This is a genomic window from Methylobacterium sp. 37f (assembly GCF_023093475.1).
Taxonomy (GTDB): domain Bacteria; phylum Pseudomonadota; class Alphaproteobacteria; order Rhizobiales; family Beijerinckiaceae; genus Methylobacterium.
This window is the reverse complement of sequence record NZ_JAGHKN010000005.1, coordinates 68,444-86,803: the sequence shown is the minus strand read 5'-3', so window position 1 is coordinate 86,803 and position 18,360 is coordinate 68,444. Positions and strand designations below refer to the sequence as shown.

The window sequence follows — 18,360 nt, the reverse complement described above, 5'->3', positions numbered from 1 at the left end:
CGTCTCTTTGGAATCGCACCAGATTTACTGGGGCCGGCGTCGGCTGACCAGCGGGCCGGGGCGACAGTCGTGATTTAGCCTCAATGGAAATCGCGGCTGCGGTAAATTCGTCGATCTTCGGGCGCCCCGAAATCCGTGGTCTCGGGCGGCAGGCGCAGGCCGCCCGCCCGCAGGTCGCGCAACGCCGGCGAGAGATCGCGGAAGCGCTCGGCCAGCAGGTGGACCACGAGGCCCTGGCGCTGCACCCGGCCCCGCACCGCGAGGAAGCGCCCCCCCATGGCGACGGCGCGGTTGGCCTCGAACACGTCGCGCCAGACGATGACGTTGGCGATGCCGGTCTCGTCCTCCAGGGTCAGGAACACCGTGCCGCGCGCCGTGCCCGGCCGCTGCCGGGTGAGCACGAGCCCCGCCACCGTGACCCGGGCGTTGTGGGCCACGCGGGTGGCGTCGTGGTGGTCGCGGGCCGGGATCGCGCCGATGCGGGCCAGGCGCTCCCGGAAGAACGCCACCGGGTGGCCCTTCAGCGACAGGCCGGTGGCGGCGTAATCCTCGGCCACGTGCTCGGAGGCCTCCAGGGCGGGCAGGGCCACGGCGGGCTCGGCCCGGAACAGCCCGTCATCGGCGTGGAAGGCGAAGAGCGGCATCGGCGTGTCGAGGAGGTGCGCCCGCCGGTCCCCGCCCGCCCGCAGGGCGGCCTTGCGGGCCGAGGTGCCCTCCAGGGTCCGCACCGCCCAGAGGGCGGCCCGCCGGTCGAGGTCGAGAGAGCGGAACGCATCCGCCTCCGCCAGCCGCTCCAGGGCGTTGCGGGGCAGCGCCAGGGCCGCCTGCAGGCCCTCGATGCTGGCGTAGCCATTGCCCCGCAGGGCGACGAGGCGGTGCATGGCGGCCTGCGGCACCCCGCTCACCTGGCGCAGGCCGAGGCGCACGGCGAAGCGCCGCTCGACACCGGGGGGCGGCGGCTCCGAGGCGGGCTCCAGGGTGCAGTCCCAGTCGCTGGCATTGACGTCGATGCCGCGCACCTCGACCCCGTGGGCGCGGGCGTCGCGCACCAGCTGCGCCGGCTGGTAGAAGCCCATCGGCTGGGAGTTCAGGATCGCCGCCAGGAAGACGTCCGGGTGCCGGCACTTCATCCAGGCCGAGGCGTAGACCAGCAGGGCGAAGCTCGCCGCGTGGCTCTCCGGGAAGCCGTAGGTGGAAAACCCCTCGATCTGCTTGAAGCAGCGCTCGGTGAAGTCGCGCGGATAGCCGCGGGCCACCATGCCCTCGACGAACTTGGTGCGGAAGTTCACGATCTGGCCGTTGTGCCGGAAGGTCGCCATGGCCCGGCGCAGGCCGTCGGCCTCGTGCGGCTCGAATCCGGCGGCCGTGATGGCGATCTGCATGGCGTGCTCCTGGAACAGGGGCACCCCGTAGGTCCGCCGGAGCACGCTCTCGAGTTCGTTGGCCGGCCCATGGTCGGGATGGGGCGAGGGGTACTCCACCGGCTCGATCCCCTGGCGCCGGCGCAGGTAGGGATGGACCATGTCGCCCTGGATCGGACCCGGCCGCACAATCGCGACCTGGACCACCAGATCGTAGAATTCCCGCGGCTTCAGGCGCGGCAGCATCGACATCTGCGCCCGGCTCTCGACCTGGAACACGCCGACCGAATCGGCCCGGGCCAGCATCGCGTAGGTGGCGGGGTCCTCGCGCGGCAGGTCGGCCAGCGTCGGGTAGTCGTGGCCGTACGCGCGCGCCAGGAAATCCACGCCCCGGCGCAGGCAGCTCAGCATGCCCAGGGCCAGCACATCGACCTTCATCAGGCCGAGGACGTCGATGTCGTCCTTGTCCCACTCGATGAAGGTGCGGTCCGCCATGGCGCCGTTGCCCACCGGCACGGTCTCGTCCAGGCGCCCGCGCGTCAGCACGAAGCCGCCCACGTGCTGCGACAGGTGGCGCGGGAAGCCGATCAGCGCATGGGCGAGTTCCAGCGCCTGCCGGATCCGCGGATTGTCCGGGTCGAGCCCGGCCTGCCGGATATGCGCGTCCGGCAGATCCTTGCCCCAGGAGCCCCAGACCGTGTCGGCCATCACGCCGGTGATGTCGGGGGGCAGGCCGAGGACCTTGCCGACCTCCCGGATGGCGCTGCGCGGGCGGTAATGGATCACCGTGGCGCAGATCGCGGCCCGGTCGCGGCCGTAGCGGTCGTAGAGATACTGGATCACCTCCTCGCGGCGCTCGTGCTCGAAATCCACGTCGATGTCGGGGGGCTCGGCCCGGTTTTCCGAGATGAAGCGGGCGAACAGCAGCCGGATCTCGGTGGGGTCGACCGCCGTGATGCCCAGGCAGTAGCAGACCACGGAATTGGCCGCCGAGCCGCGCCCCTGGCACAGGATGCCGCGCTTGCGCGCGAATTCGACGATGTCGAACAGGGTGAGGAAGTAGCGCGCGTAGTTCATCTTGTGGATCAGGCGCAGCTCGTCTTCGATCGTGTTCGTGATTTGTTCTGGAATGCCATCGGGATAGCGCCATTGGGCGCGCTTCATCACCTGATCTCTGAGGTAGGCCTGAGCGGTGAAGCCCGGCGGCACCGGCTCGTCGGGATATTCATAGGTCAGTTCGTCCAGGGAGAAGTCGCAGGTCTCGGCGATCTCGATCGTGCGGGCCAGGGCCTCAGGATGGTCGGCGAACAGGCGGGCCATCGCATCGGCGGGCCTCAGGTGCCTCTCGGCATTGGCCTCCAGGCGGTAGCCCGCCGCGTTCAGGGTGCAGCCCTCGCGAATGCAGGACACGACATCCTGCAGGGGGCGCCGGTCCGGGTGGTGGTAGAGCGCGTCCGAGACCGCCACCAGGGGCGCGCCGAGGCGGTCTCCCCAGACGGCGAGCTGCCCGAGGCGGCGGCGCTCGTCGCCGCGCCGGCGGTGGCTGCCCGCAAGGGTGACCCGGCCGGGCGCCTGGTCCGCCAGCACCGCCAGCCGCTCCAGGAACGGATGCGTGTCGTCGAGGTCCTTGCCCACGAGGTTCCTCCCTGCAAGATCCTCCGGGGGAATCGCGATCAGCATCTGCCCCGCGCTGGCCTCCAGAAGCTCCGGAAAGCCGAACCGGCACTGGCCCTTCTCCGAGCGGCGGTTGCCCAGGGTCAGGAGCCGGCACAGGCGGCCATAGGCGGCCCGGTCCATTGGGTAGGCGACGACCTCGAAGCCGTCCTCGGTCACCAGCCGCACGCCCGGCAGGAAGCGGATGCCGGGTTCGCCGGCGGCCCGGCGCCGCTTCGCCTCGGCATGGCCCCGCACGATCCCCGCCAGGGTGTTGCGGTCGGCGATGCCGATGGCGTGCAGCCCGAGTTCGGCGGCCTGCCCCACCATCTCGCCGGGGGACGAAGCTCCGCGCAGGAACGAGAAGTTCGTGGTCACCGCGAGTTCGGCGTAGGCCGGCGGCCCGGATGTCGGCCCCATCTCGCTCGCTCCCCCCGCGTCGCCGAACCCGTCTCAAGATTGAGAACGAATCGTGATCATATTCGATCCCGGGGGTGCCGGTTTCGGGCGCCGGAGTCAAAGCCCCGCCGCCCCCTGGCCAAGCGTTCCGCCGTGGCGTAGCCCCATCCTCCCCAGACAGGATGTCCCATGCTGACCTGCGCGATCCTCGACGACTACCAGGGCGTCGGCCCGACGATGGCGGATTGGTCGGGGCTGCTGGACCGCGTCAAACTCCGCGACCTCGACGCGACCTTCGAAATACGGGACGCGTTGGTCGATGCGATCCGGGACTGCGAGATCGTGGTGCTGATGCGCGAGCGCACGCCTTTTCCGGCCGACCTGTTCGCCCGGCTGCCGTGCCTGAAGCTCCTCGTCACCAGCGGTATGCGCAACGCCGCGATCGATCTCGCCGCCGCCCGCGCCCACGGCGTCACGGTCTGCGGCACCGCCAGTCACCCAGAGCCGCCTGTGGAACTGACCTGGGCGCTGATCCTCGGCCTCGCCCGCCACCTCGTACCCGAGGTGCAGGCGCTGCGGAGCGGCGGACCGTGGCAGAGCAGCGTCGGCCGTGATCTCGCGGGTCGCCGCCTCGGCCTCCTGGGACTCGGCAAGACCGGCGCCCGCGTCGCCCGGATCGGCCAGGCCTTCGGCATGCGGGTCAGCGCCTGGAGCCAGAACCTCACGGCCGACCGGGCTGCGGCCGAGGGCGTCGCCCTGGCGCCCTCCCTGGAGGCGCTGCTGGAGGACAGCGACGTGGTCTCGATCCACCTCGTCCTCGGCGACCGCACCCGCGGCCTCGTCGACGCTGCGGCCTTGAGCCGGATGCGGCCCGACGCCTACCTCATCAACACGTCCCGGGCCGCGATCGTGGACGAGGCCGCGCTGATCGCCGCGTTGCGCGAGAACCGCATCGCCGGCGCCGGCCTCGACGTCTTCGAGACCGAGCCGCTGCCGCCGGATTCTCTCTGGCGTCGCCTGCCCAACGTCCTGGCGACGCCGCATCTCGGCTACGTCACGGAGCGCAACTATCGCACCTACTTCCCTGAAATCGTTGAGGATATTTCGGCTTATCTCGACGGCGCGCCGATCCGCGTCCTCGCGTGAACGGTCTCGGGTTCAGGCCCGCCCCTCGACGAAGGCCCGCACCAGCAGGTGGGCGATCGCCAGCGGGGGCGGCGCAGTCAGTCCCTCGGGATGGCGGCCGTCCAGCATGGCGGTGACGTCGGCCCGCGAGAACCAGCGCGCGTCGGCGAGTTCCTCCGGGTCGATTGTGATCGCGTCGTCGAGGCTTTCGGCAACGCAGCCGATCATCAGCGAGGACGGGAAGGGCCAGGGCTGCGAGGCGTGGTAGCGTACGGCCCCGATGGTCAGGCCGACCTCCTCGAACGTCTCCCGCCGTACGGCATCCTCGACCGTCTCGCCGGGCTCCAGGAAACCGGCAAGGCAGGAATACATGCCCTCGTTGAAGCGCGGCGAGCGTCCGAGCAGGCAGGCATCGTCCCGGGTGATCAGCATGATCACCACGGGATCGGTGCGGGGGAAGTGGTGCGTGCCGCAGGCCGCGCATTCGCGGCGGTAGCCGCCGGCCGCGAGGGTCGTCGGGGTTCCGCAATTCGCGCAGAAGCCGTGGCGCGCATGCCAGCCGAGCAGGGACTTCGCCGTGGCGAGGAGCCCGAGTTCATGGGGGGCGATCCGGCCTTCGCCCGCGAGGCTGCGCAGGTCGTTGGTGCGGAACTCCGGATCGGCCTCGAGGCCCTCGGTCACCTCCGCCGGCACGGCGGCGGCGAAGACCGGGTGTCCATCGAGGCGGCCGAGGAACAGCGTCAGGCTGCGCGTGCCCAGACGAGTCGCCGTGTCCGGCGCCAAAAGCGCCGTCTCGCCCGCGAGCACGACGCGGTCCCCGGCCAGCACGACGATGCGCGCACCGGGTGCGTCGAGGTCGGGAATCGCCGCCGCGCTCTCGGCCGAGTGGCGTACGAGGCGGCTGTGGACGTAGCCGAGCTGGGCCAGCGGGTCGCTCATCGCTTCAGGCCGCCGCGAACAGGGCGCCGATGCGGTCGATCATCTGGGCGCGGGCATGATGGGGGTAGGGGGTCGCGGTACCGATGCCCCAGATGGGTTTCGGCCAGGCCGGATCGGAGTGGAAGCGCCCGATCACGTGGACATGCAACTGTGCCACCACGTTGCCGAGGGCGGCGACATTCACCTTGTCGGGCTTGGCCAGGGCCAGCATCACCCCGGTGGCGATCCGCATCTCGTCCATCAGGCTGCGGGCCTCCTCGGGCGCGAGATCCGTGATCTCGCTGGCGCCGGCCCGGCGCGGCACCAGGATCAACCAGGGAAAGCGGGCATCATCCATGAGGAGGACGCTGCAGAGGGCGAGGTCGCCCACATGCACGGTGTCGGCAGCAAGCTGCGGGTCGAGGGCGAAGTCGGTATCCATGCCATTGCGGTGTAGAGCGGAACCGTGGCCGATGCGAGGGCCGCCGTCAGATCCCGCTGAACCAATTGTAGCCCTGGTCCTCCCAATAGCCGCCTGGATAGTCGTTGGTGACGAAGATCGCCTCGATGTGCTTGGGACTCTTGAAGCCGAGCTTCGTCGGCACCCGGACGCGGAGCGGATAGCCATATTCGGGAGCCAAGGGCTGGCCGGCGAAGTCGAGGGCCAGGATCGTCTGAGGATGCAGGGCGCTCGGCATGTCGAGGCTGCCGTAATAGCGGTCGGCGCACTTGAAGCCGACATACTTCGCCGTGAGGTCGGCGCCGCTTCGCTCCAGGAAGCTCCGCAGCGGCACGCCGCTCCACTGGCCGATCTGGCTCCAGCCCTCGATGCAGATGTGGCGGGTGATCTGGCTCTCCTGCGGCAGGGATCGCAGCTTCGCCAGCGTCCAGGGCGCCTTGTCGGCGACGAGGCCGGAAACCTCGAGCGTCCAGGTCGCCTCGTCGATCTCGGGAATGTTGTCCGGGGGGTAATAGGCGTTGAAGCGGAACGGCGTATCGATCATCGAGGCCGGGTAGGTGGGGGCCAGGGTCGCCGGGTCGAACAGCCATTGCTGGACCCGGTCGTTGGCCCGCGACATGGCCCAGAGCACCCGGTCGGCCAGGGTGCCGTTGCTTCCCGTGGAGAGGTCGCAGCCGGATAGGAGCGTCAGGGCGCCAACCGAGAGGCCGCCGCGCAGGAGCATGCGGCGCTCCAGACTGGCGAGTTCCGGGGCGATGTCCCTGCGCAGGGCCTTCAGCCGGGCGGCGGTATCGGGATCGCGGGTCATCAGCGGACGGTTTCCTCGGAGATGCGAGCACGACCGGTGATCATCGCCAGCAGCGTGCTCGGCACGACCACCACGAGGGCAAGATGCAGGAGGATGAAGGCGCCAAGACCCGCCATGGCGCCGAAATGGACTCGCCGGGCCCACTCGTACCCGCCGAACAGGTTCGCCAGGGTCTGCCACTGTACGGGCTTCCACAGGGCGCAGCCGGAGGCGACGAGGAGCAGGCCCAGCACGATCGCGATCAGGTAGGCGAGTCGCTGGACGGCGTTGTAGCGCCCGATCCGGTGGCTCAGCCGGAGCCGCAGGGCCGCCCGGGCGTCGCGCCAGACCGCGCCGGGGCTGAGGGGCAGGAAGGCGGTGGCGAAGTGCCGGGCGAGGACGCCGTAGGCGATGTAGGCCAGACCGTTCAGGGCGAAGAGCCACATCGCGGCGAAGTGCCAGGCGAGGGCGCCGCCGAGCCAGCCGCCAAGGGTCGCCCATTTCGGGAACACGAAGGGGAAGAGCGGCGACGCGTTGTAGATCGCCCAGCCGCTGAACAGCATGCAGAACACCGCGACCGCGTTGATCCAATGGGTGATCCGCACCACGAGGGGATGGATCACCATGAGGCGCGAGGGTGTTTCGGGAGCGATCGTCAACAGGACCTCAGCAGCTTAGGCCAATATCTCGGGCCGACCCCGCCGGGGGATGCCGGTGGGGCGAGGGAGCAATCACATCGACGGGACGGTGCCGTTGCGGCCGACGATCAGGACGGCAGCATTGAGCTTGCCGTCGGCGCCCGCCTTGGTGAAGGCCACGACCTTGGCGCCCGGCACCACGATGCTCTTCTCGCCCGGATCGACCAGGGTCACGGGCACGTCTTCCGGCACCATCACCTTCTTCTCGCCACCCTGGTACTTGACCAGCAGGGTGCGTCCCTCGGTGCCGGACAGGCTGCCGATGGCGCCGTTGGTCATGGTCGAATTGGAGCCGAGATCCCACGGATAGTGGCCATCGGCGGTGCCGCGGAGCGACGAGGCGAAGACCGTGACCTGCAGGGCCTTCTGGGTGCCGTCAGGCTGCGGGATGGCGGCGGTACCGATGTAGCTCTCCGACTTGATGTCGGACAGCTTGCCGGTGCTGGCGGCCAGGATCTTGGTGTCGTCTCCGAAGATCACGGTTTTGGTCTCACCCATCCGGGGCTTGATCGTCACCGTCGACCCCTCGACGGACTCGATCGTGCCGCGATAGCGCACCACATCGGCGGCGTGCGCTGGCGCGGCAGCAAGCGCGAGGCCGAGCGTCAGGCCGGCCAGCAGCGTCTTCATCATGGCGTTTTCCCTGGTTGATCTTGGGCGGACGCTTTGCGTCCGCCGCCACCCGGCGACTGCGGGTTTCTGCGAGGTTTTCGACCGAGCTGCAGCCCCGGTTACATCGGCGGAACGGTGCCGTTTTCGCCGACGATCATCCGGTCCGCCACGGCGACGCCGCCGGCATCCGCCTTGGTGAAGGCGACGACCCGGGCGCCCGGCTTGATCTTGCTGACATCACCAGGCGCAAGCGCCACGACCGGGACGCCCTCCGGCACCGTGATGGTCTTCTCGCCACCCTTGTAGGTCACCGTGATCGTCCGGTCGGTGGTTCCCGAGAGGGCGCCCACCGCGCCGTTGGTCATGGTGTTCTCCTTCTCGAGATCCCACGGATAGTGACCGTCACCGGTTCCACGCATGCTCGGTGCGAAGACCGCGACTTCGAGGGCCTTCAGGGTGCCGTCCGGCTGCGGCGTGGCCGCGGTCCCGATGTAGCTGTCCGGCTGAATGTCGCCGATCTTGGCGCTGTTGGCGGTCGCGACCCGGAGCGAGTCGCCGAGCTTCACCTGCACGGGGGCGCCGAGGCGCGGCTTGATGGTCACGCTCGCGCCGTCCACCGCCTCGATCGTGCCCCGGATACGGACCACGGGCGAATCGGCGCGGACCGGCAGACTGAAAGCGAGGCCGGACAGGGCGAGGGCGACGGTCAGCGACTTCATGCAGAGACTCCTGGCAACCGGCACCGGCCGGCGGTGGAGACGCTGCCTTCCCTTTGTCCAGCGCGCAAGTCAATTGCGCGCGACCCGGATGCGTCAGTGTGCCATCAGCATGGGAATGGCCGCGTGCGTCAGGAGATGGCTCGTCGGGCCACCGAAGATCATCTGGCGCAGCCGGCTCTGGGTATAGGCCCCCTTGATCAGAAGATCGCAGCCGAAGGCTTCGGCCTCCGCGAGATACACCTCGCCCGGCGTGCGTCGTCCGGCCGAGTAGGCCCGGAAATCAGCGGAGATGCCCTCGCACGCGAGGGCGCGCGCAAGGTCCTCGGCTGTCGGGCCCGGGACCGTGCCGCCCTCGACGCTGATAACGCGGATGCGCTGGGCCTGACGGAGGAACGGCATGGCGAAGGCGACGGCCCGGGCGGTCTCGGTCGAGCCGTTCCAGGCGATCAGGATCGCATCCCCGAGGGTGGCTGGGGCGATCGGAGGGGCCAGCAGGATGGGCCGACCGCTCTCGAACAGGGCGGTCTCGAAGGTGGTCATCCGCGGAGCCCCGTCCTCGGTGCCGGGCCGACCCACCACCGTGGCGGTGAACAGGCGGGCATGTTGGCCGAGAAAACCGTCGCCGGCCGGCACGTCGGCCCGCCAGCGATAGCGTGGACCGGCGGCCAGAACCTCCGGATTGCATGGACCCTCGGGGGCCAGGGGAACACCGGCCTTGGTCATGAAGTCGATGAACTGGTTTCCGGCGCGCTCGGCCTCGACCTTGTCCGCCTCTTCGTCGCGCAGCCAGGTCATTCCCCCGACCATGTCGACGGGGACGTACTCCGCGAGGGCAGGGCGCAGGGACACGCCTTCGATGAGGCTGCCGAACCGCCGTGCGGTCAGGATGGCGGTCTCGAAAACGGAGGGCAGGGCATCGTGGAGGGCAACGGGGACGAGCAGGGTCTTCATCGCGGAGCCTTTCTCGCAACGGCACGAATGCCCGTTAGGCTAGTGCGAAACGCGATCTCGGAAAACTCCGATGGCAGGACCACACAGGGTTTTCTCCATGGGATCCCATCTCCGGCGGGAAAACCGAGCATCCTAAGATTACCTGCCGAAAAGCTTGACCGTTGGGAAGATCGACCTCTCGCTTGCGAAGCTACCGAATAATCCAGTTCGAGACGGGAACTGAATTCATCTTGGGTCGTTGGCCCAGCAATCGTAGCCGGTCAGCGCTGCTCTATGCCTATACAATTCATAGTGTGTGCTGCCGCTTCTGACTGTTCGCATTGAGGAACGCATGATCAAGAAGACTTTCGCTCTCACGGCTGTCATGGCTGCTCTGTCCGCACCGGCCTTCGCGCAGGGTATGCAGGGTGACTTCCGCATGGAGGCCATGCAGGCCAACGCCTTCGAGATTCAGTCGAGCCAGATCGCACTCAACAAGAGCCGGAATCCGCAGGTTCTGCGCTTCGCCCGCGAGGCGATCCGCGATCACCGCGCCGCCAACGTGGCGCTGGCCGGCGGCGAGGGCAATTACGCGGCCGCTCGCAGCAACGAGGGGCTTGGCGGTCTGGTCACGGCACCGCTCGCGGTGGCCGGTGGTGCCGTCGGTGCCGCGACCGGCATTGCGACCGGTGTGGTCGGCGGTACCCTGAGCGGCGGACCGGTCGGGGGCGTGGAGGGGATAGGAAGCGGTGCGGCTCGCGGTGCCGCCGCCGGTAGCCGTGCCTTCACCGGCGACGTCGATACCACAGCCGGGACCACCCTCGTCCAACCGAACCCGCAGCAGCAGGCGATGCTCTCCGAGCTGTCGCAGACTCCGGCAGGCCCGCGCTTCGACCGTCTCTACGGTAGCATGCAGGTCCAGTCGCACGAGATGACGATCGGCATGTTCCGTTCCTACGCCGCCTCGGGCCCGAACCCCGCTTTGCGCGCCCATGCCGAGCAGGCCCTTCCGGTTCTACAGTCGCATTACCAGATGGCCCAGCGCCTGCCGGGCGCCCGCTGAACCAGCGGGTCTTCAGCTTCGGGACCCGGTCTCCTGCTTAATGACCTGAAAAAAAGACGTCGAGCCCGGGGCTCGACGTCTCTTTTCGTATTCGCCAGGGTGTCTGGCGGGTCCTGTCAGGACTGGAAACAGCCAATCAGCGAGGTCGGGCTGAGGCTGCGCCCCTCCCGGTCGATCGCAGGCTTGAAGACGCCGGTATCCGGATCGCGCAGCAGCAATTCACCGCGCGCGATGCCGAAATGGGCTCCGTGCAGGGCCAGCCGCCCACTCATCACCCGACTGCGCACGAACGGGAAGGTCATCAGGTTTTCGAGGCTCTGCGCGACCATCGCGTATTCGAGGCGGGTCAGGTAGTCCGGCCCGCTCTGATCGCCGGCTTTCTCGGCGGCCGCACCGACGAGCGACACCCATTTGCCGATGAAATCGCCCTTTGAAAGCGGTGCCGATGGGTTGGCGTAGGCTTTGATGCCGCCGCAGCTGGCATGCCCCAGCACCACGATGTGCTTCACCTCCAGCCCCTGCACGGCGAACTCGATCGCCGCAGAGGTGCCATGAAAATCACCGCCAGTTTCGCAGGGCGGCACGATGTTGGCGACATTGCGGATGACGAAGAGTTCGCCCGGTCCGGTATCGAAGATCACTTCCGGCGAGACGCGGCTGTCACAGCAGCTGATCATCAACACTTCCGGGCTCTGGCCCTGCGCCAGCTTGGCGTAGCGCTTGGCTTCGTCGGGGAGGCGTCCGTCAATGAAGGAGCGGTAGCCGGATTTGAGCGTCTCTGGGAACATGCGGGAATCCTCTGTTGGCGTGTCGGTGGAGGGCTGGCCTTCATGGGGCATGCCGGATGAGGGTGATTGCCAGGCAAGGGCAACGGGAGAGGCCGGCCTCCGCCCGGCGACGACGTCCCGGGCGACTTGCACGAGGCCGGCCGGTTCGATCCGCTCGGCGGTGGATTCCAGTTCGTCGAGGGTCCACCAGCGGGTTCCGAGCACCGGATTGTCCTCGGTCTCGGCGAGGCGGCTCGTGTCCACGGTGGCATCGGGCAGGCGGACGACGAAGTAGCGCTCGCGTGCGAAGCGCGGGGTCTTGAACAGGTGGAACGGGCCATCGCAGGATGCGACCTGGGGGCCGATCGCGGAATCGGTCACGCCGATCTCTTCCGAAAGCTCGCGCCGGCAGGCTTCGACGTGCGTCTCACCCGGCTCAAGCCCGCCGCCGGGCATGAACCAGAAGGTGCGTGCCTCGGGCGCGGCGGGATCGATCGGGCGCACCGCTTCGTAGGCGATCAGTAGAAGGCGGTCATCGGGATCGAACACCAAGGCTCGGGCGATATCGCGAACCGGAAGGTTCGGCGTCACGGAGGAGTCCTGCGTCACGATCAACTCCTTGGTTATTCGCTGTCCTTTCCCGCTTTACCAGGGAAATCCAAAGGAGCCAGGGGCGTACCCGTTGGAACGGCCGGCATCCAGATCACGATCGGCAGATCGCGATCGTCTCGTCCTGGCGGATCGGGCAGGGGGATGGCCCGGTTGTCCAGAAGATCGCGGGCCACGACGAGGCCTGCCAGCGCGTCGAGATGATCGTCGGCACCGACACCGGGCGGACGGGCGGCGATCAGGCCTTCCGGAAGGCCCGCAGTGGCCAGCAAGGCTCGACGTTCGGCCAAGCCCTGCTGGCGCCCCGGTCCCTTCTTTCCAGCCGCCAGGCCCCGCCCACCATTGAGTTGGCGGAACGCGATCTCGGGATGGACCTCGTGCAGGCGTATGCCCAGTTCGGGCCGGCGATCGAGGAGTGCATCGACCTCACGGATATAGGGCAGGATGTTCCAGCACTGGATCGAGGGCGCGAAGGGCGGCGTGCTGTTCGAGCGGGACAGGGCCTTGGCCTCCGCGTAGGTCGCTGCGTAGACCGCGCACCGGGCCGGCACCGGAAAGACGCTGGCGCGACCCGATCCGAGCATGGCCCGGGCGGCCCGGTCGGCAACGCGTCCGCCGGCAACGACGTGGGTGTCCAGGCCGATCGGAATGTCGATCCCGACGCGAAGCGGCGCCTCGGGGGCGTCGAGAAGGTCGGCAACTTGGTCAAAACGCGCGGCGCGGTAGCGCGCCGGGTCGTCGAGATCGAGAAGGACACCGGCCCAGGCCCCACGGCAGCCGTCGAGGCCGCCGATCCAGCACGTCATCGGAGCGACCCTGGATACGGCCACGCGAACCGGATCGAGCTTGGCTCGTTGTCGCTGCTCAAGGCCGCCGCTGCCGGCGACCGCCGAAACAGGACTGCTTTCATGGACATCGCCGTCGACAAGGTCACCGAGATCATCCTGCGGGTTCGGGCCATCGATGTGAAGGAAGGGCCGACTGACCCCGATTCCGGTTCCAATCCCATCGATGACGGCGCCACCGACGTGCTCGTGTCCGGCACCGACGATGCGACCGAAGAGGAGCTGAGCGCCATGATCGGCGCCCTCAACGATGACGAGCGCGCCGACCTGCTCGCCCTTCTCTACATCGGGCGTGGCGACATGGAGCCGGAGGAATGGGCCGACGCGGTCCGGTTCGCCCGCGAGCGCGAAGCGGCCGGGGAGGGCGCCGCCCACGAGATCCTGGGCATCCCCAACGCGGGCGATCTCCTCGATGAGGGGCTCGCCAATCTGGGGATCACGCCGGACCTGCCGCAGGCCTGACGACGAAACAGCCGGACCGGTCCCGCATCAGCGAGACCGGCCCTAGCCCGAGCAGCCGTCCGGGACCTGCAGCGTTTCACGGCTGGCAGGGCAATGCCAGGGCGGTATCGGCGACGAAACCGGCCGTCTCACGCAGGCTTTGCGGCTGCCTCGCATCGAGCGAAACCGCCTCGGCCTCGCGATGGAGTCGGTCGTTGCAGGCACAGGTGGGGATTTCCCCGCGCGGCGGCGAACAGATGTCGTGATGCATGCAGGCGAGATCGAGGGAGTCGATCGGGGGCCTTGGACTCCGATTGCCCGGTCCGCAGTAATTTCCATGGATCAATAGGGTGCCTCGCGCCGGGTCGATGTAGGGCAGGTCCTGGGCCGACACGGGCATCGAGAGCCCGGCCGAGAGGACCGCAGCAAGCGCGAGCGGCGCCACCTGCGAGCGATCGGCTCGAACAGCGTGATCTGGGTCCATCGTCGAAGCCTCGTCTTCGTGATCCACCACCCTCCGTCGAGAAAATGGAGCCGTGGCCCGCGGTGACAAGCGCCCGCGGCGTTTCCCACTGGGAACCGCCACCGACCGACCCCAAGCGTCGCCTTTGGGATTCTGCCCGGACGACTTGCTCGCTCATCTCAGCCGAATGCGCCGGCCGGTCGCAGACGGCGAACCGCAACCGCGAACCGTTGGGGTGCCGGTCGAGGGAGCCGTTACCCCCATCATCCACACCGTTAACCTTTTCTTAACCCGCCGATTGTCGTGCAACGCCGGCCGTGGGACATTCGTTAACAGAAGCTTAACGAGGCCAAGGGCGGTCATGCGGTACGGGTTTTCCCAGCGTTTCTCGGCCCGGACGGTCCGCCGTGCTGCCATCGGCGCCGCCACCCTGTTGGCCGGCCTGCTCGCCGGCTCCGGCGCCGGTGCGCAGACCCTGGCTTCGCTGCCGACCGTTCCGAGCGCCATCAGCGCCGGTGTCCAGACCCGTCCCATCGCCGCCTGGGTCGATTTCTGCGCGACCTATGCCAGCGAATGCTCCGTGAACACCGCCGAGCCGACCCAGATCACCCTGACGGCGGCGGTCTGGAGCGCCATCGTCGCGGTCAACCGCCGGGTGAACAAGTCTCTGGTGGCCGTCACTGACATGGATCACCTCCATGTCGCCGACCGGTGGGACCTAGCCGAGGACGGCTCCGGCGACTGCGAGGATTTTCAACTCCTCAAGCGCAAGCTCCTGGCCGAGATGGGCCTACCGCGCCGCGCCATGCGGATGACCGTGGTCATCGACGAGAAGGGCGAGGGCCACGCCGTGCTCACCCTCATCACCGACCGGGGCGACATCATTCTCGACAACAAGACGAGTGCGATCCTGCCCTGGCGCCAGACCGGCTACACCTTCATCAAGCGTGAGAGCCAAGATACCGTCGCCTGGGTGTCCCTCGGTCGGGCCATGTCGCCAGTCACCACCGCCAACCGCTGAGTGGTCCCGGTTCGGGATTGTGGACAACGCGATCCTTTAACTCGCGGTTAAGCTTGGTCACGCGAGGGTGCGCCCGTTCGGGAAGCCCCGCCTCATGACGATCCGCCCCACCGCGCTCCTGCTTCTCCTGATGATGTCGTCCGCCGTGGCGCAGGATGGTGCGGCCGTGCCCGATCGCCATGCCGCGTGGCGTTCGTGCCTGCAGCGAAACTTTGCCCTCCAGGCCGCGATCGCCAGCCGCATCATCGCGGCGGATGCTGCGCTGCGGACCTGCCGACAAAGCGAGCAGGCCTATCTCGCCGCTCTGTCGGTCTCACCGTTGGTCGACGGTGACGACGTCGCCCGCGTCCGCCCGGCCCTGCTCCTGCGCGCCAAGGACTGGCTTCTCGACGGCGGACGCCAGCGCCCGCTCTGACGGCCCACGCGCAGAGCTCAGCGGAAAGATTTCCGCGGGTCGAAGGCATCCCGCACGGCCTCGCCGGCGAACACCAGCAGGCTCAGCATCACCGCCACGACGAAGAAGCCGGTCAGGCCGAGCCAGGGCGCCTGTATGTTGTCCTTGCCCTGCGCCAGCAACTCTCCGAGCGACGCCGATCCAGGGGGGAGACCGAAGCCGAGGAAGTCGAGCGACGTCAGCGTCCCGATCGATCCGTTGAGGATGAAGGGCAGGAAGGTCAGCGTCGCCACCATCGCGTTGGGCAGCAGGTGCCGGCTCATGATGCGGATGTTCGACAGCCCGAGGGCCCGTGCGGCGCGGACGTACTCGAAGTTGCGGGCTCGCAGGAATTCCGCGCGCACGACGCCCACGAGGGACACCCACGAGAACAGCAGCAGGATACCCAGCAGGATGAAGAAGCCCGGCTCGATGAAGGCCGAGATGATGATGATCAGATAAAGGGTCGGAATTCCGCTCCACACCTCGATGAACCGTTGCAGCGCCAGATCAACCCAGCCGCCGAAATAACCTTGGACCGCTCCCGCAACGACGCCGATCGCCGAGGAGATCAGGGCCAGGATCAGCCCGAACAGCACCGAGATGCGAAAGCCGTAGATGATGCGGGCCAGCACGTCGCGGGTGGTGTTGTCGGTGCCGAGCCAGTGCGTCTCGAGTTCGGAGCACGACTTCCCGACATTCTGGCACTGGGCCTCCATCAGCATCCAGGTCGGCGGCGACGGGGAGGGGGTCGGCAAGCCGTCGATGATGGTGTCGTAGGAATAGGGGATCGGGGGCCAGATCGCCCAGCCGTGATCGGCGATCTCCTTGCGGGTCTCGGCCGAGCGGTAGTTCGGGCGGGCATAGAACCCCCCGAACTTCTCGTCCGGATAGTCGATCAGGACCGGGAACAGGATCTCGCCCTTGTAGGAAACCACCAAAGGGCGATCGTTCGCGATGAACTCGGCGAACAAGCTGGTGACGAACAGGGCGGAGAAAATCAGGAAGGACCAGTAGCCAAGCCGATTGCGTCGGAAATTGGCGAGCCGTCGCCGATTAAGCGGCGACAGACCGCGGGGCGGCAGCGGCAGGGCGACGGCCTGAGCCCTCTCGGGTCGCGCGACCTCGTTCATCGGGCGCCCCGTTTGCTGCCGCTCACCGAGAGGCCGCTCAGCCGTCGATGCGCGTCGCCGTGCCCTCGATCTCGTTCGGGCGCAGACCGCCATGGCGCTCGAGATGGCGGCGCAGCAGGCGGACGTTGCGGCGATTGGCCTTGAAGGCCGCGTCGAACAGGTCTCCGGCCAGGGGCACCGCTCCGAGCGCTCCATCGGCCGCGATGTTCAGCGCCATCCGGGCGATTAGCCAGCGCGGGGCCCCGAGGCGACGCGCTTCCACCACGATGTAGGAGGCCAGCAGCATTCCTGCCACATCGCCGACCACGGGAACCAGTCCGACCAGGGCGTCGATGCCCACACGCCGATTGAGGCCCGGGATCACGAAGGCGGAATCCATCAGGTGCGCGAACGCCTCCAGGCGCAGCAGCGTCGCCTCCCGATCGTCCGCCTTGGCGCGAAAGCGGGTCGTGGCACCGGCGGTCTGAGTGAAGTCCATGGTCGGGCTCCGGGCGATGCGCGGCGTTGTCATGAACGGTGATGTGGCCCCGGCGTCGCACGCCCGCAAGCGCCGTCTGCACGAACCGTTTCATCGGGCTGCAGGCCGCGCGACGGCCGAGAGCCGGTCGAGGGCCCGGTCCAGGACATCGTCGGCTTTGGCGAAACACAGCCGGACGAGATGGCGCACCGAGGCATCGGGATAGAACGCGCTGATCGGGATCGCGGCGACACCGTGCTGGCGTACCAGCGTGTCGCAGAACGCGACGTCGTCGTCGCAGCCGAGCGGCGCGAGGTCCACATTGAGGAAATAGGTGCCGTGGGAGGGCAGGACACGAAATCCGCGTTCGCTCAAGCCTGCCGTCAGGCGATCGCGGGAGCGCGCGAAGCGGGCGCGCATCGCCGCGAAGGAAGCGTCCTCCTTGGAGAGGCCGTAGGCCACCGCCGTCTGCAGTGCCGGAGGTGTCGTGAAGGTAAGGAACTGGTGGGCATTGGCGACGACGCGCAGGAGGGGGGCGGCCGCCATCACGAAGCCGACCTTCCAGCCCGTGAGGCCGAAGATCTTGCCGGCCGAGCCGATCTTGATGGTCCGGTCGCGCATGCCGGGAAGCGCCATCAGGGGGATATGGCGCGCTCCGTCGAAGACGATGTGCTCCCAGACCTCGTCGCAGACCGCGATCACGTCGTGCCGGGTGCAGAAGGATGCGAGCAGCGCCAGATCCTCGCGCCCGAAGATCGTCGCGCTGGGATTGAGCGGATTGTTGAGGATGACGAGCTTCGTCCGGTCCGAAAAGGCCTCCGCGAGGGCCGCCGCATCGAGCCGGAAATGCGGCGGCTGCAGCGGCACGATCCGGGCGATTCCGCCGGCCCGGCGCACCAGCGGCAGGTAGGCGTCATAGAGGGGAGCGAACAGCACCACCTCGTCGCCCGGCGCAATCAGGGCGAACAGCGATGCTGCGATCGCCTCGGTGGCACCCGAGGTCACCATCACCTCGGACATCGGGTCGAGGTCGAGGTCCTGGTGATGCGCGTAATGGGTCGCGATCGCCCGGCGCAACTCGGGCAGGCCCATCATCGGCGGATACTGGTTGTCACCGTGCAGAACCGCCTCGGCCGCTCTCCGGCGGACATCCTCCGGGCCGGGGTCGTCGGGAAAGCCCTGGCCGAGATTGATCGCGTTCAGGTCCCGGGCGAGGCCCGACATGACCGTGAAGATCGTCGTCGGCAGATCGGCAAGGACGGGATTCATGAGACGCTGGGTTCGAAGACAACGGGAATGACGCGGAAGCCGGAGGCGTAGCACGCTCGTCCATCCGGACGAAATGTGCGTCTTCGCACGCCTTCCCCGCCGGTCTGCTCAACGCTACCTGACGATTGTTGACTTTCATCACCCATCACTTAGGTTTCGGTTCACGGCTGGAGCGGCGATCGCCAGCACGGGACTTC

The 18,360-nt window shown here is 68.2% G+C and carries 19 protein-coding genes and 1 pseudogene; 5 read left to right on the top strand and 15 right to left on the bottom strand.

What is annotated here, in order from left to right:
* Nucleotides 1-80 precede the first annotated feature (80 nt).
* Nucleotides 81-3,434: an error-prone DNA polymerase gene (locus J7U37_RS05155; protein ID WP_247635023.1), complete on the bottom strand. Its 3,354-nt coding sequence runs from the start codon at nt 3,432-3,434 to the stop codon at nt 81-83.
* 168 nt (nt 3,435-3,602) lie between these two features.
* Between J7U37_RS05155 and J7U37_RS05150 the strand changes: the two genes are divergently transcribed.
* On the top strand, nt 3,603-4,559 hold the full coding sequence (locus J7U37_RS05150) for a D-2-hydroxyacid dehydrogenase family protein (protein WP_247635022.1): 957 nt from the start codon (nt 3,603-3,605) through the stop codon (nt 4,557-4,559).
* 12 nt (nt 4,560-4,571) lie between these two features.
* On the opposite strand, the gene nudC is transcribed toward J7U37_RS05150, so the two are convergent.
* The 7 genes from nudC to J7U37_RS05115 all read right to left on the bottom strand — a co-directional run bounded on the left by nudC (nt 4,572) and on the right by J7U37_RS05115 (nt 9,683).
* Nucleotides 4,572-5,477 (bottom strand): NAD(+) diphosphatase, encoded by a 906-nt coding sequence (gene nudC, locus J7U37_RS05145; RefSeq protein WP_247635021.1) that lies wholly within the window; start codon nt 5,475-5,477, stop codon nt 4,572-4,574.
* Nucleotides 5,478-5,481: 4 nt separating this feature from the next.
* Nucleotides 5,482-5,898: an HIT domain-containing protein gene (locus J7U37_RS05140; RefSeq protein ID WP_247635020.1), complete on the bottom strand. Its 417-nt coding sequence runs from the start codon at nt 5,896-5,898 to the stop codon at nt 5,482-5,484.
* A gap of 46 nt (nt 5,899-5,944) precedes the next feature.
* Complete coding sequence (locus J7U37_RS05135; protein ID WP_247635019.1) at nt 5,945-6,724, bottom strand: molybdopterin-dependent oxidoreductase; 780 nt, start codon at nt 6,722-6,724, stop codon at nt 5,945-5,947.
* On the bottom strand, nt 6,724-7,329 hold the full coding sequence (locus J7U37_RS05130) for a cytochrome b/b6 domain-containing protein (RefSeq protein WP_247635078.1): 606 nt from the start codon (nt 7,327-7,329) through the stop codon (nt 6,724-6,726). Before J7U37_RS05130 ends, J7U37_RS05135 begins: the two co-directional genes overlap by 1 nt.
* Before the next feature lie 105 nt (nt 7,330-7,434).
* Nucleotides 7,435-8,034, bottom strand: a complete 600-nt coding sequence (locus J7U37_RS05125) for a hypothetical protein (protein ID WP_247635018.1) — start codon at nt 8,032-8,034, stop codon at nt 7,435-7,437.
* 98 nt (nt 8,035-8,132) lie between these two features.
* Nucleotides 8,133-8,732 (bottom strand): hypothetical protein, encoded by a 600-nt coding sequence (locus J7U37_RS05120; RefSeq protein ID WP_056179155.1) that lies wholly within the window; start codon nt 8,730-8,732, stop codon nt 8,133-8,135.
* A gap of 93 nt (nt 8,733-8,825) precedes the next feature.
* Nucleotides 8,826-9,683, bottom strand: coding sequence for a universal stress protein (locus J7U37_RS05115; RefSeq protein ID WP_056483910.1), 858 nt, complete (start codon nt 9,681-9,683; stop codon nt 8,826-8,828).
* Between the two features lie 331 nt (nt 9,684-10,014).
* Between J7U37_RS05115 and J7U37_RS05110 the strand changes: the two genes are divergently transcribed.
* On the top strand, nt 10,015-10,725 hold the full coding sequence (locus J7U37_RS05110; protein WP_056179161.1) for a DUF4142 domain-containing protein: 711 nt from the start codon (nt 10,015-10,017) through the stop codon (nt 10,723-10,725).
* A gap of 116 nt (nt 10,726-10,841) precedes the next feature.
* Here the strand turns inward: J7U37_RS05110 and J7U37_RS05105 are convergent, their stop codons facing one another.
* The 3 genes and pseudogenes from J7U37_RS05105 to J7U37_RS05095 all read right to left on the bottom strand — a co-directional run bounded on the left by J7U37_RS05105 (nt 10,842) and on the right by J7U37_RS05095 (nt 12,907).
* Nucleotides 10,842-11,513, bottom strand: coding sequence for a carbonic anhydrase (locus J7U37_RS05105; protein ID WP_056484543.1), 672 nt, complete (start codon nt 11,511-11,513; stop codon nt 10,842-10,844).
* A 69-nt stretch (nt 11,514-11,582) separates the two neighbouring features.
* A pseudogene (locus tag J7U37_RS05100) lies at nt 11,583-12,083 on the bottom strand (NUDIX domain-containing protein); the annotation flags it as partial.
* 32 nt (nt 12,084-12,115) lie between these two features.
* Nucleotides 12,116-12,907, bottom strand: coding sequence for a DUF429 domain-containing protein (locus J7U37_RS05095; RefSeq protein WP_247635017.1), 792 nt, complete (start codon nt 12,905-12,907; stop codon nt 12,116-12,118).
* 102 nt (nt 12,908-13,009) lie between these two features.
* Here J7U37_RS05095 and J7U37_RS05090 point away from each other — a divergent pair, with 102 nt between their 5' ends.
* Nucleotides 13,010-13,408: a DUF3775 domain-containing protein gene (locus J7U37_RS05090; RefSeq protein WP_056180025.1), complete on the top strand. Its 399-nt coding sequence runs from the start codon at nt 13,010-13,012 to the stop codon at nt 13,406-13,408.
* 76 nt (nt 13,409-13,484) lie between these two features.
* On the opposite strand, the gene J7U37_RS05085 is transcribed toward J7U37_RS05090, so the two are convergent.
* Nucleotides 13,485-13,871: a hypothetical protein gene (locus J7U37_RS05085; RefSeq protein ID WP_056179167.1), complete on the bottom strand. Its 387-nt coding sequence runs from the start codon at nt 13,869-13,871 to the stop codon at nt 13,485-13,487.
* A 340-nt stretch (nt 13,872-14,211) separates the two neighbouring features.
* Here J7U37_RS05085 and J7U37_RS05080 point away from each other — a divergent pair, with 340 nt between their 5' ends.
* Nucleotides 14,212-14,871: a transglutaminase-like cysteine peptidase gene (locus tag J7U37_RS05080; RefSeq protein WP_247635016.1), complete on the top strand. Its 660-nt coding sequence runs from the start codon at nt 14,212-14,214 to the stop codon at nt 14,869-14,871.
* Nucleotides 14,872-14,965: 94 nt separating this feature from the next.
* The gene (locus J7U37_RS05075; protein ID WP_056179174.1) at nt 14,966-15,286 is read left to right on the top strand and encodes a hypothetical protein; all 321 of its coding nucleotides are present in this window, start codon (nt 14,966-14,968) and stop codon (nt 15,284-15,286) included.
* A gap of 17 nt (nt 15,287-15,303) precedes the next feature.
* Here J7U37_RS05075 and J7U37_RS05070 read toward each other — a convergent pair whose 3' ends face one another.
* From J7U37_RS05070 to J7U37_RS05060, 3 genes are all read right to left on the bottom strand, one after another.
* Nucleotides 15,304-16,437, bottom strand: coding sequence for an ABC transporter permease (locus tag J7U37_RS05070; protein ID WP_247635015.1), 1,134 nt, complete (start codon nt 16,435-16,437; stop codon nt 15,304-15,306).
* 37 nt (nt 16,438-16,474) lie between these two features.
* Nucleotides 16,475-16,915 (bottom strand): DUF4112 domain-containing protein, encoded by a 441-nt coding sequence (locus tag J7U37_RS05065; RefSeq protein WP_056179180.1) that lies wholly within the window; start codon nt 16,913-16,915, stop codon nt 16,475-16,477.
* Nucleotides 16,916-17,005: 90 nt separating this feature from the next.
* Nucleotides 17,006-18,163, bottom strand: a complete 1,158-nt coding sequence (locus J7U37_RS05060; RefSeq protein WP_247635014.1) for an aminotransferase — start codon at nt 18,161-18,163, stop codon at nt 17,006-17,008.
* Nucleotides 18,164-18,360: the final 197 nt, after the last annotated feature.

What these genes read in the sequence shown, in the direction of transcription:
- J7U37_RS05155 (WP_247635023.1), bottom strand. Translation starts at nt 3,434, where the DNA reads ATGGGGCCGACATCCGGGCCGCCGGCCTACGCCGAACTCGCGGTGACC.
- J7U37_RS05150 (WP_247635022.1), top strand. Translation starts at nt 3,603, where the DNA reads ATGCTGACCTGCGCGATCCTCGACGACTACCAGGGCGTCGGCCCGACG.
- nudC (WP_247635021.1), bottom strand. Translation starts at nt 5,477, where the DNA reads ATGAGCGACCCGCTGGCCCAGCTCGGCTACGTCCACAGCCGCCTCGTA.
- J7U37_RS05140 (WP_247635020.1), bottom strand. Translation starts at nt 5,898, where the DNA reads ATGGATACCGACTTCGCCCTCGACCCGCAGCTTGCTGCCGACACCGTG.
- J7U37_RS05135 (WP_247635019.1), bottom strand. Translation starts at nt 6,724, where the DNA reads ATGACCCGCGATCCCGATACCGCCGCCCGGCTGAAGGCCCTGCGCAGG.
- J7U37_RS05130 (WP_247635078.1), bottom strand. Translation starts at nt 7,329, where the DNA reads ATGGTGATCCATCCCCTCGTGGTGCGGATCACCCATTGGATCAACGCG.
- J7U37_RS05125 (WP_247635018.1), bottom strand. Translation starts at nt 8,034, where the DNA reads ATGATGAAGACGCTGCTGGCCGGCCTGACGCTCGGCCTCGCGCTTGCT.
- J7U37_RS05120 (WP_056179155.1), bottom strand. Translation starts at nt 8,732, where the DNA reads ATGAAGTCGCTGACCGTCGCCCTCGCCCTGTCCGGCCTCGCTTTCAGT.
- J7U37_RS05115 (WP_056483910.1), bottom strand. Translation starts at nt 9,683, where the DNA reads ATGAAGACCCTGCTCGTCCCCGTTGCCCTCCACGATGCCCTGCCCTCC.
- J7U37_RS05110 (WP_056179161.1), top strand. Translation starts at nt 10,015, where the DNA reads ATGATCAAGAAGACTTTCGCTCTCACGGCTGTCATGGCTGCTCTGTCC.
- J7U37_RS05105 (WP_056484543.1), bottom strand. Translation starts at nt 11,513, where the DNA reads ATGTTCCCAGAGACGCTCAAATCCGGCTACCGCTCCTTCATTGACGGA.
- J7U37_RS05095 (WP_247635017.1), bottom strand. Translation starts at nt 12,907, where the DNA reads ATGACGTGCTGGATCGGCGGCCTCGACGGCTGCCGTGGGGCCTGGGCC.
- J7U37_RS05090 (WP_056180025.1), top strand. Translation starts at nt 13,010, where the DNA reads ATGGACATCGCCGTCGACAAGGTCACCGAGATCATCCTGCGGGTTCGG.
- J7U37_RS05085 (WP_056179167.1), bottom strand. Translation starts at nt 13,871, where the DNA reads ATGGACCCAGATCACGCTGTTCGAGCCGATCGCTCGCAGGTGGCGCCG.
- J7U37_RS05080 (WP_247635016.1), top strand. Translation starts at nt 14,212, where the DNA reads ATGCGGTACGGGTTTTCCCAGCGTTTCTCGGCCCGGACGGTCCGCCGT.
- J7U37_RS05075 (WP_056179174.1), top strand. Translation starts at nt 14,966, where the DNA reads ATGACGATCCGCCCCACCGCGCTCCTGCTTCTCCTGATGATGTCGTCC.
- J7U37_RS05070 (WP_247635015.1), bottom strand. Translation starts at nt 16,437, where the DNA reads ATGAACGAGGTCGCGCGACCCGAGAGGGCTCAGGCCGTCGCCCTGCCG.
- J7U37_RS05065 (WP_056179180.1), bottom strand. Translation starts at nt 16,915, where the DNA reads ATGGACTTCACTCAGACCGCCGGTGCCACGACCCGCTTTCGCGCCAAG.
- J7U37_RS05060 (WP_247635014.1), bottom strand. Translation starts at nt 18,163, where the DNA reads ATGAATCCCGTCCTTGCCGATCTGCCGACGACGATCTTCACGGTCATG.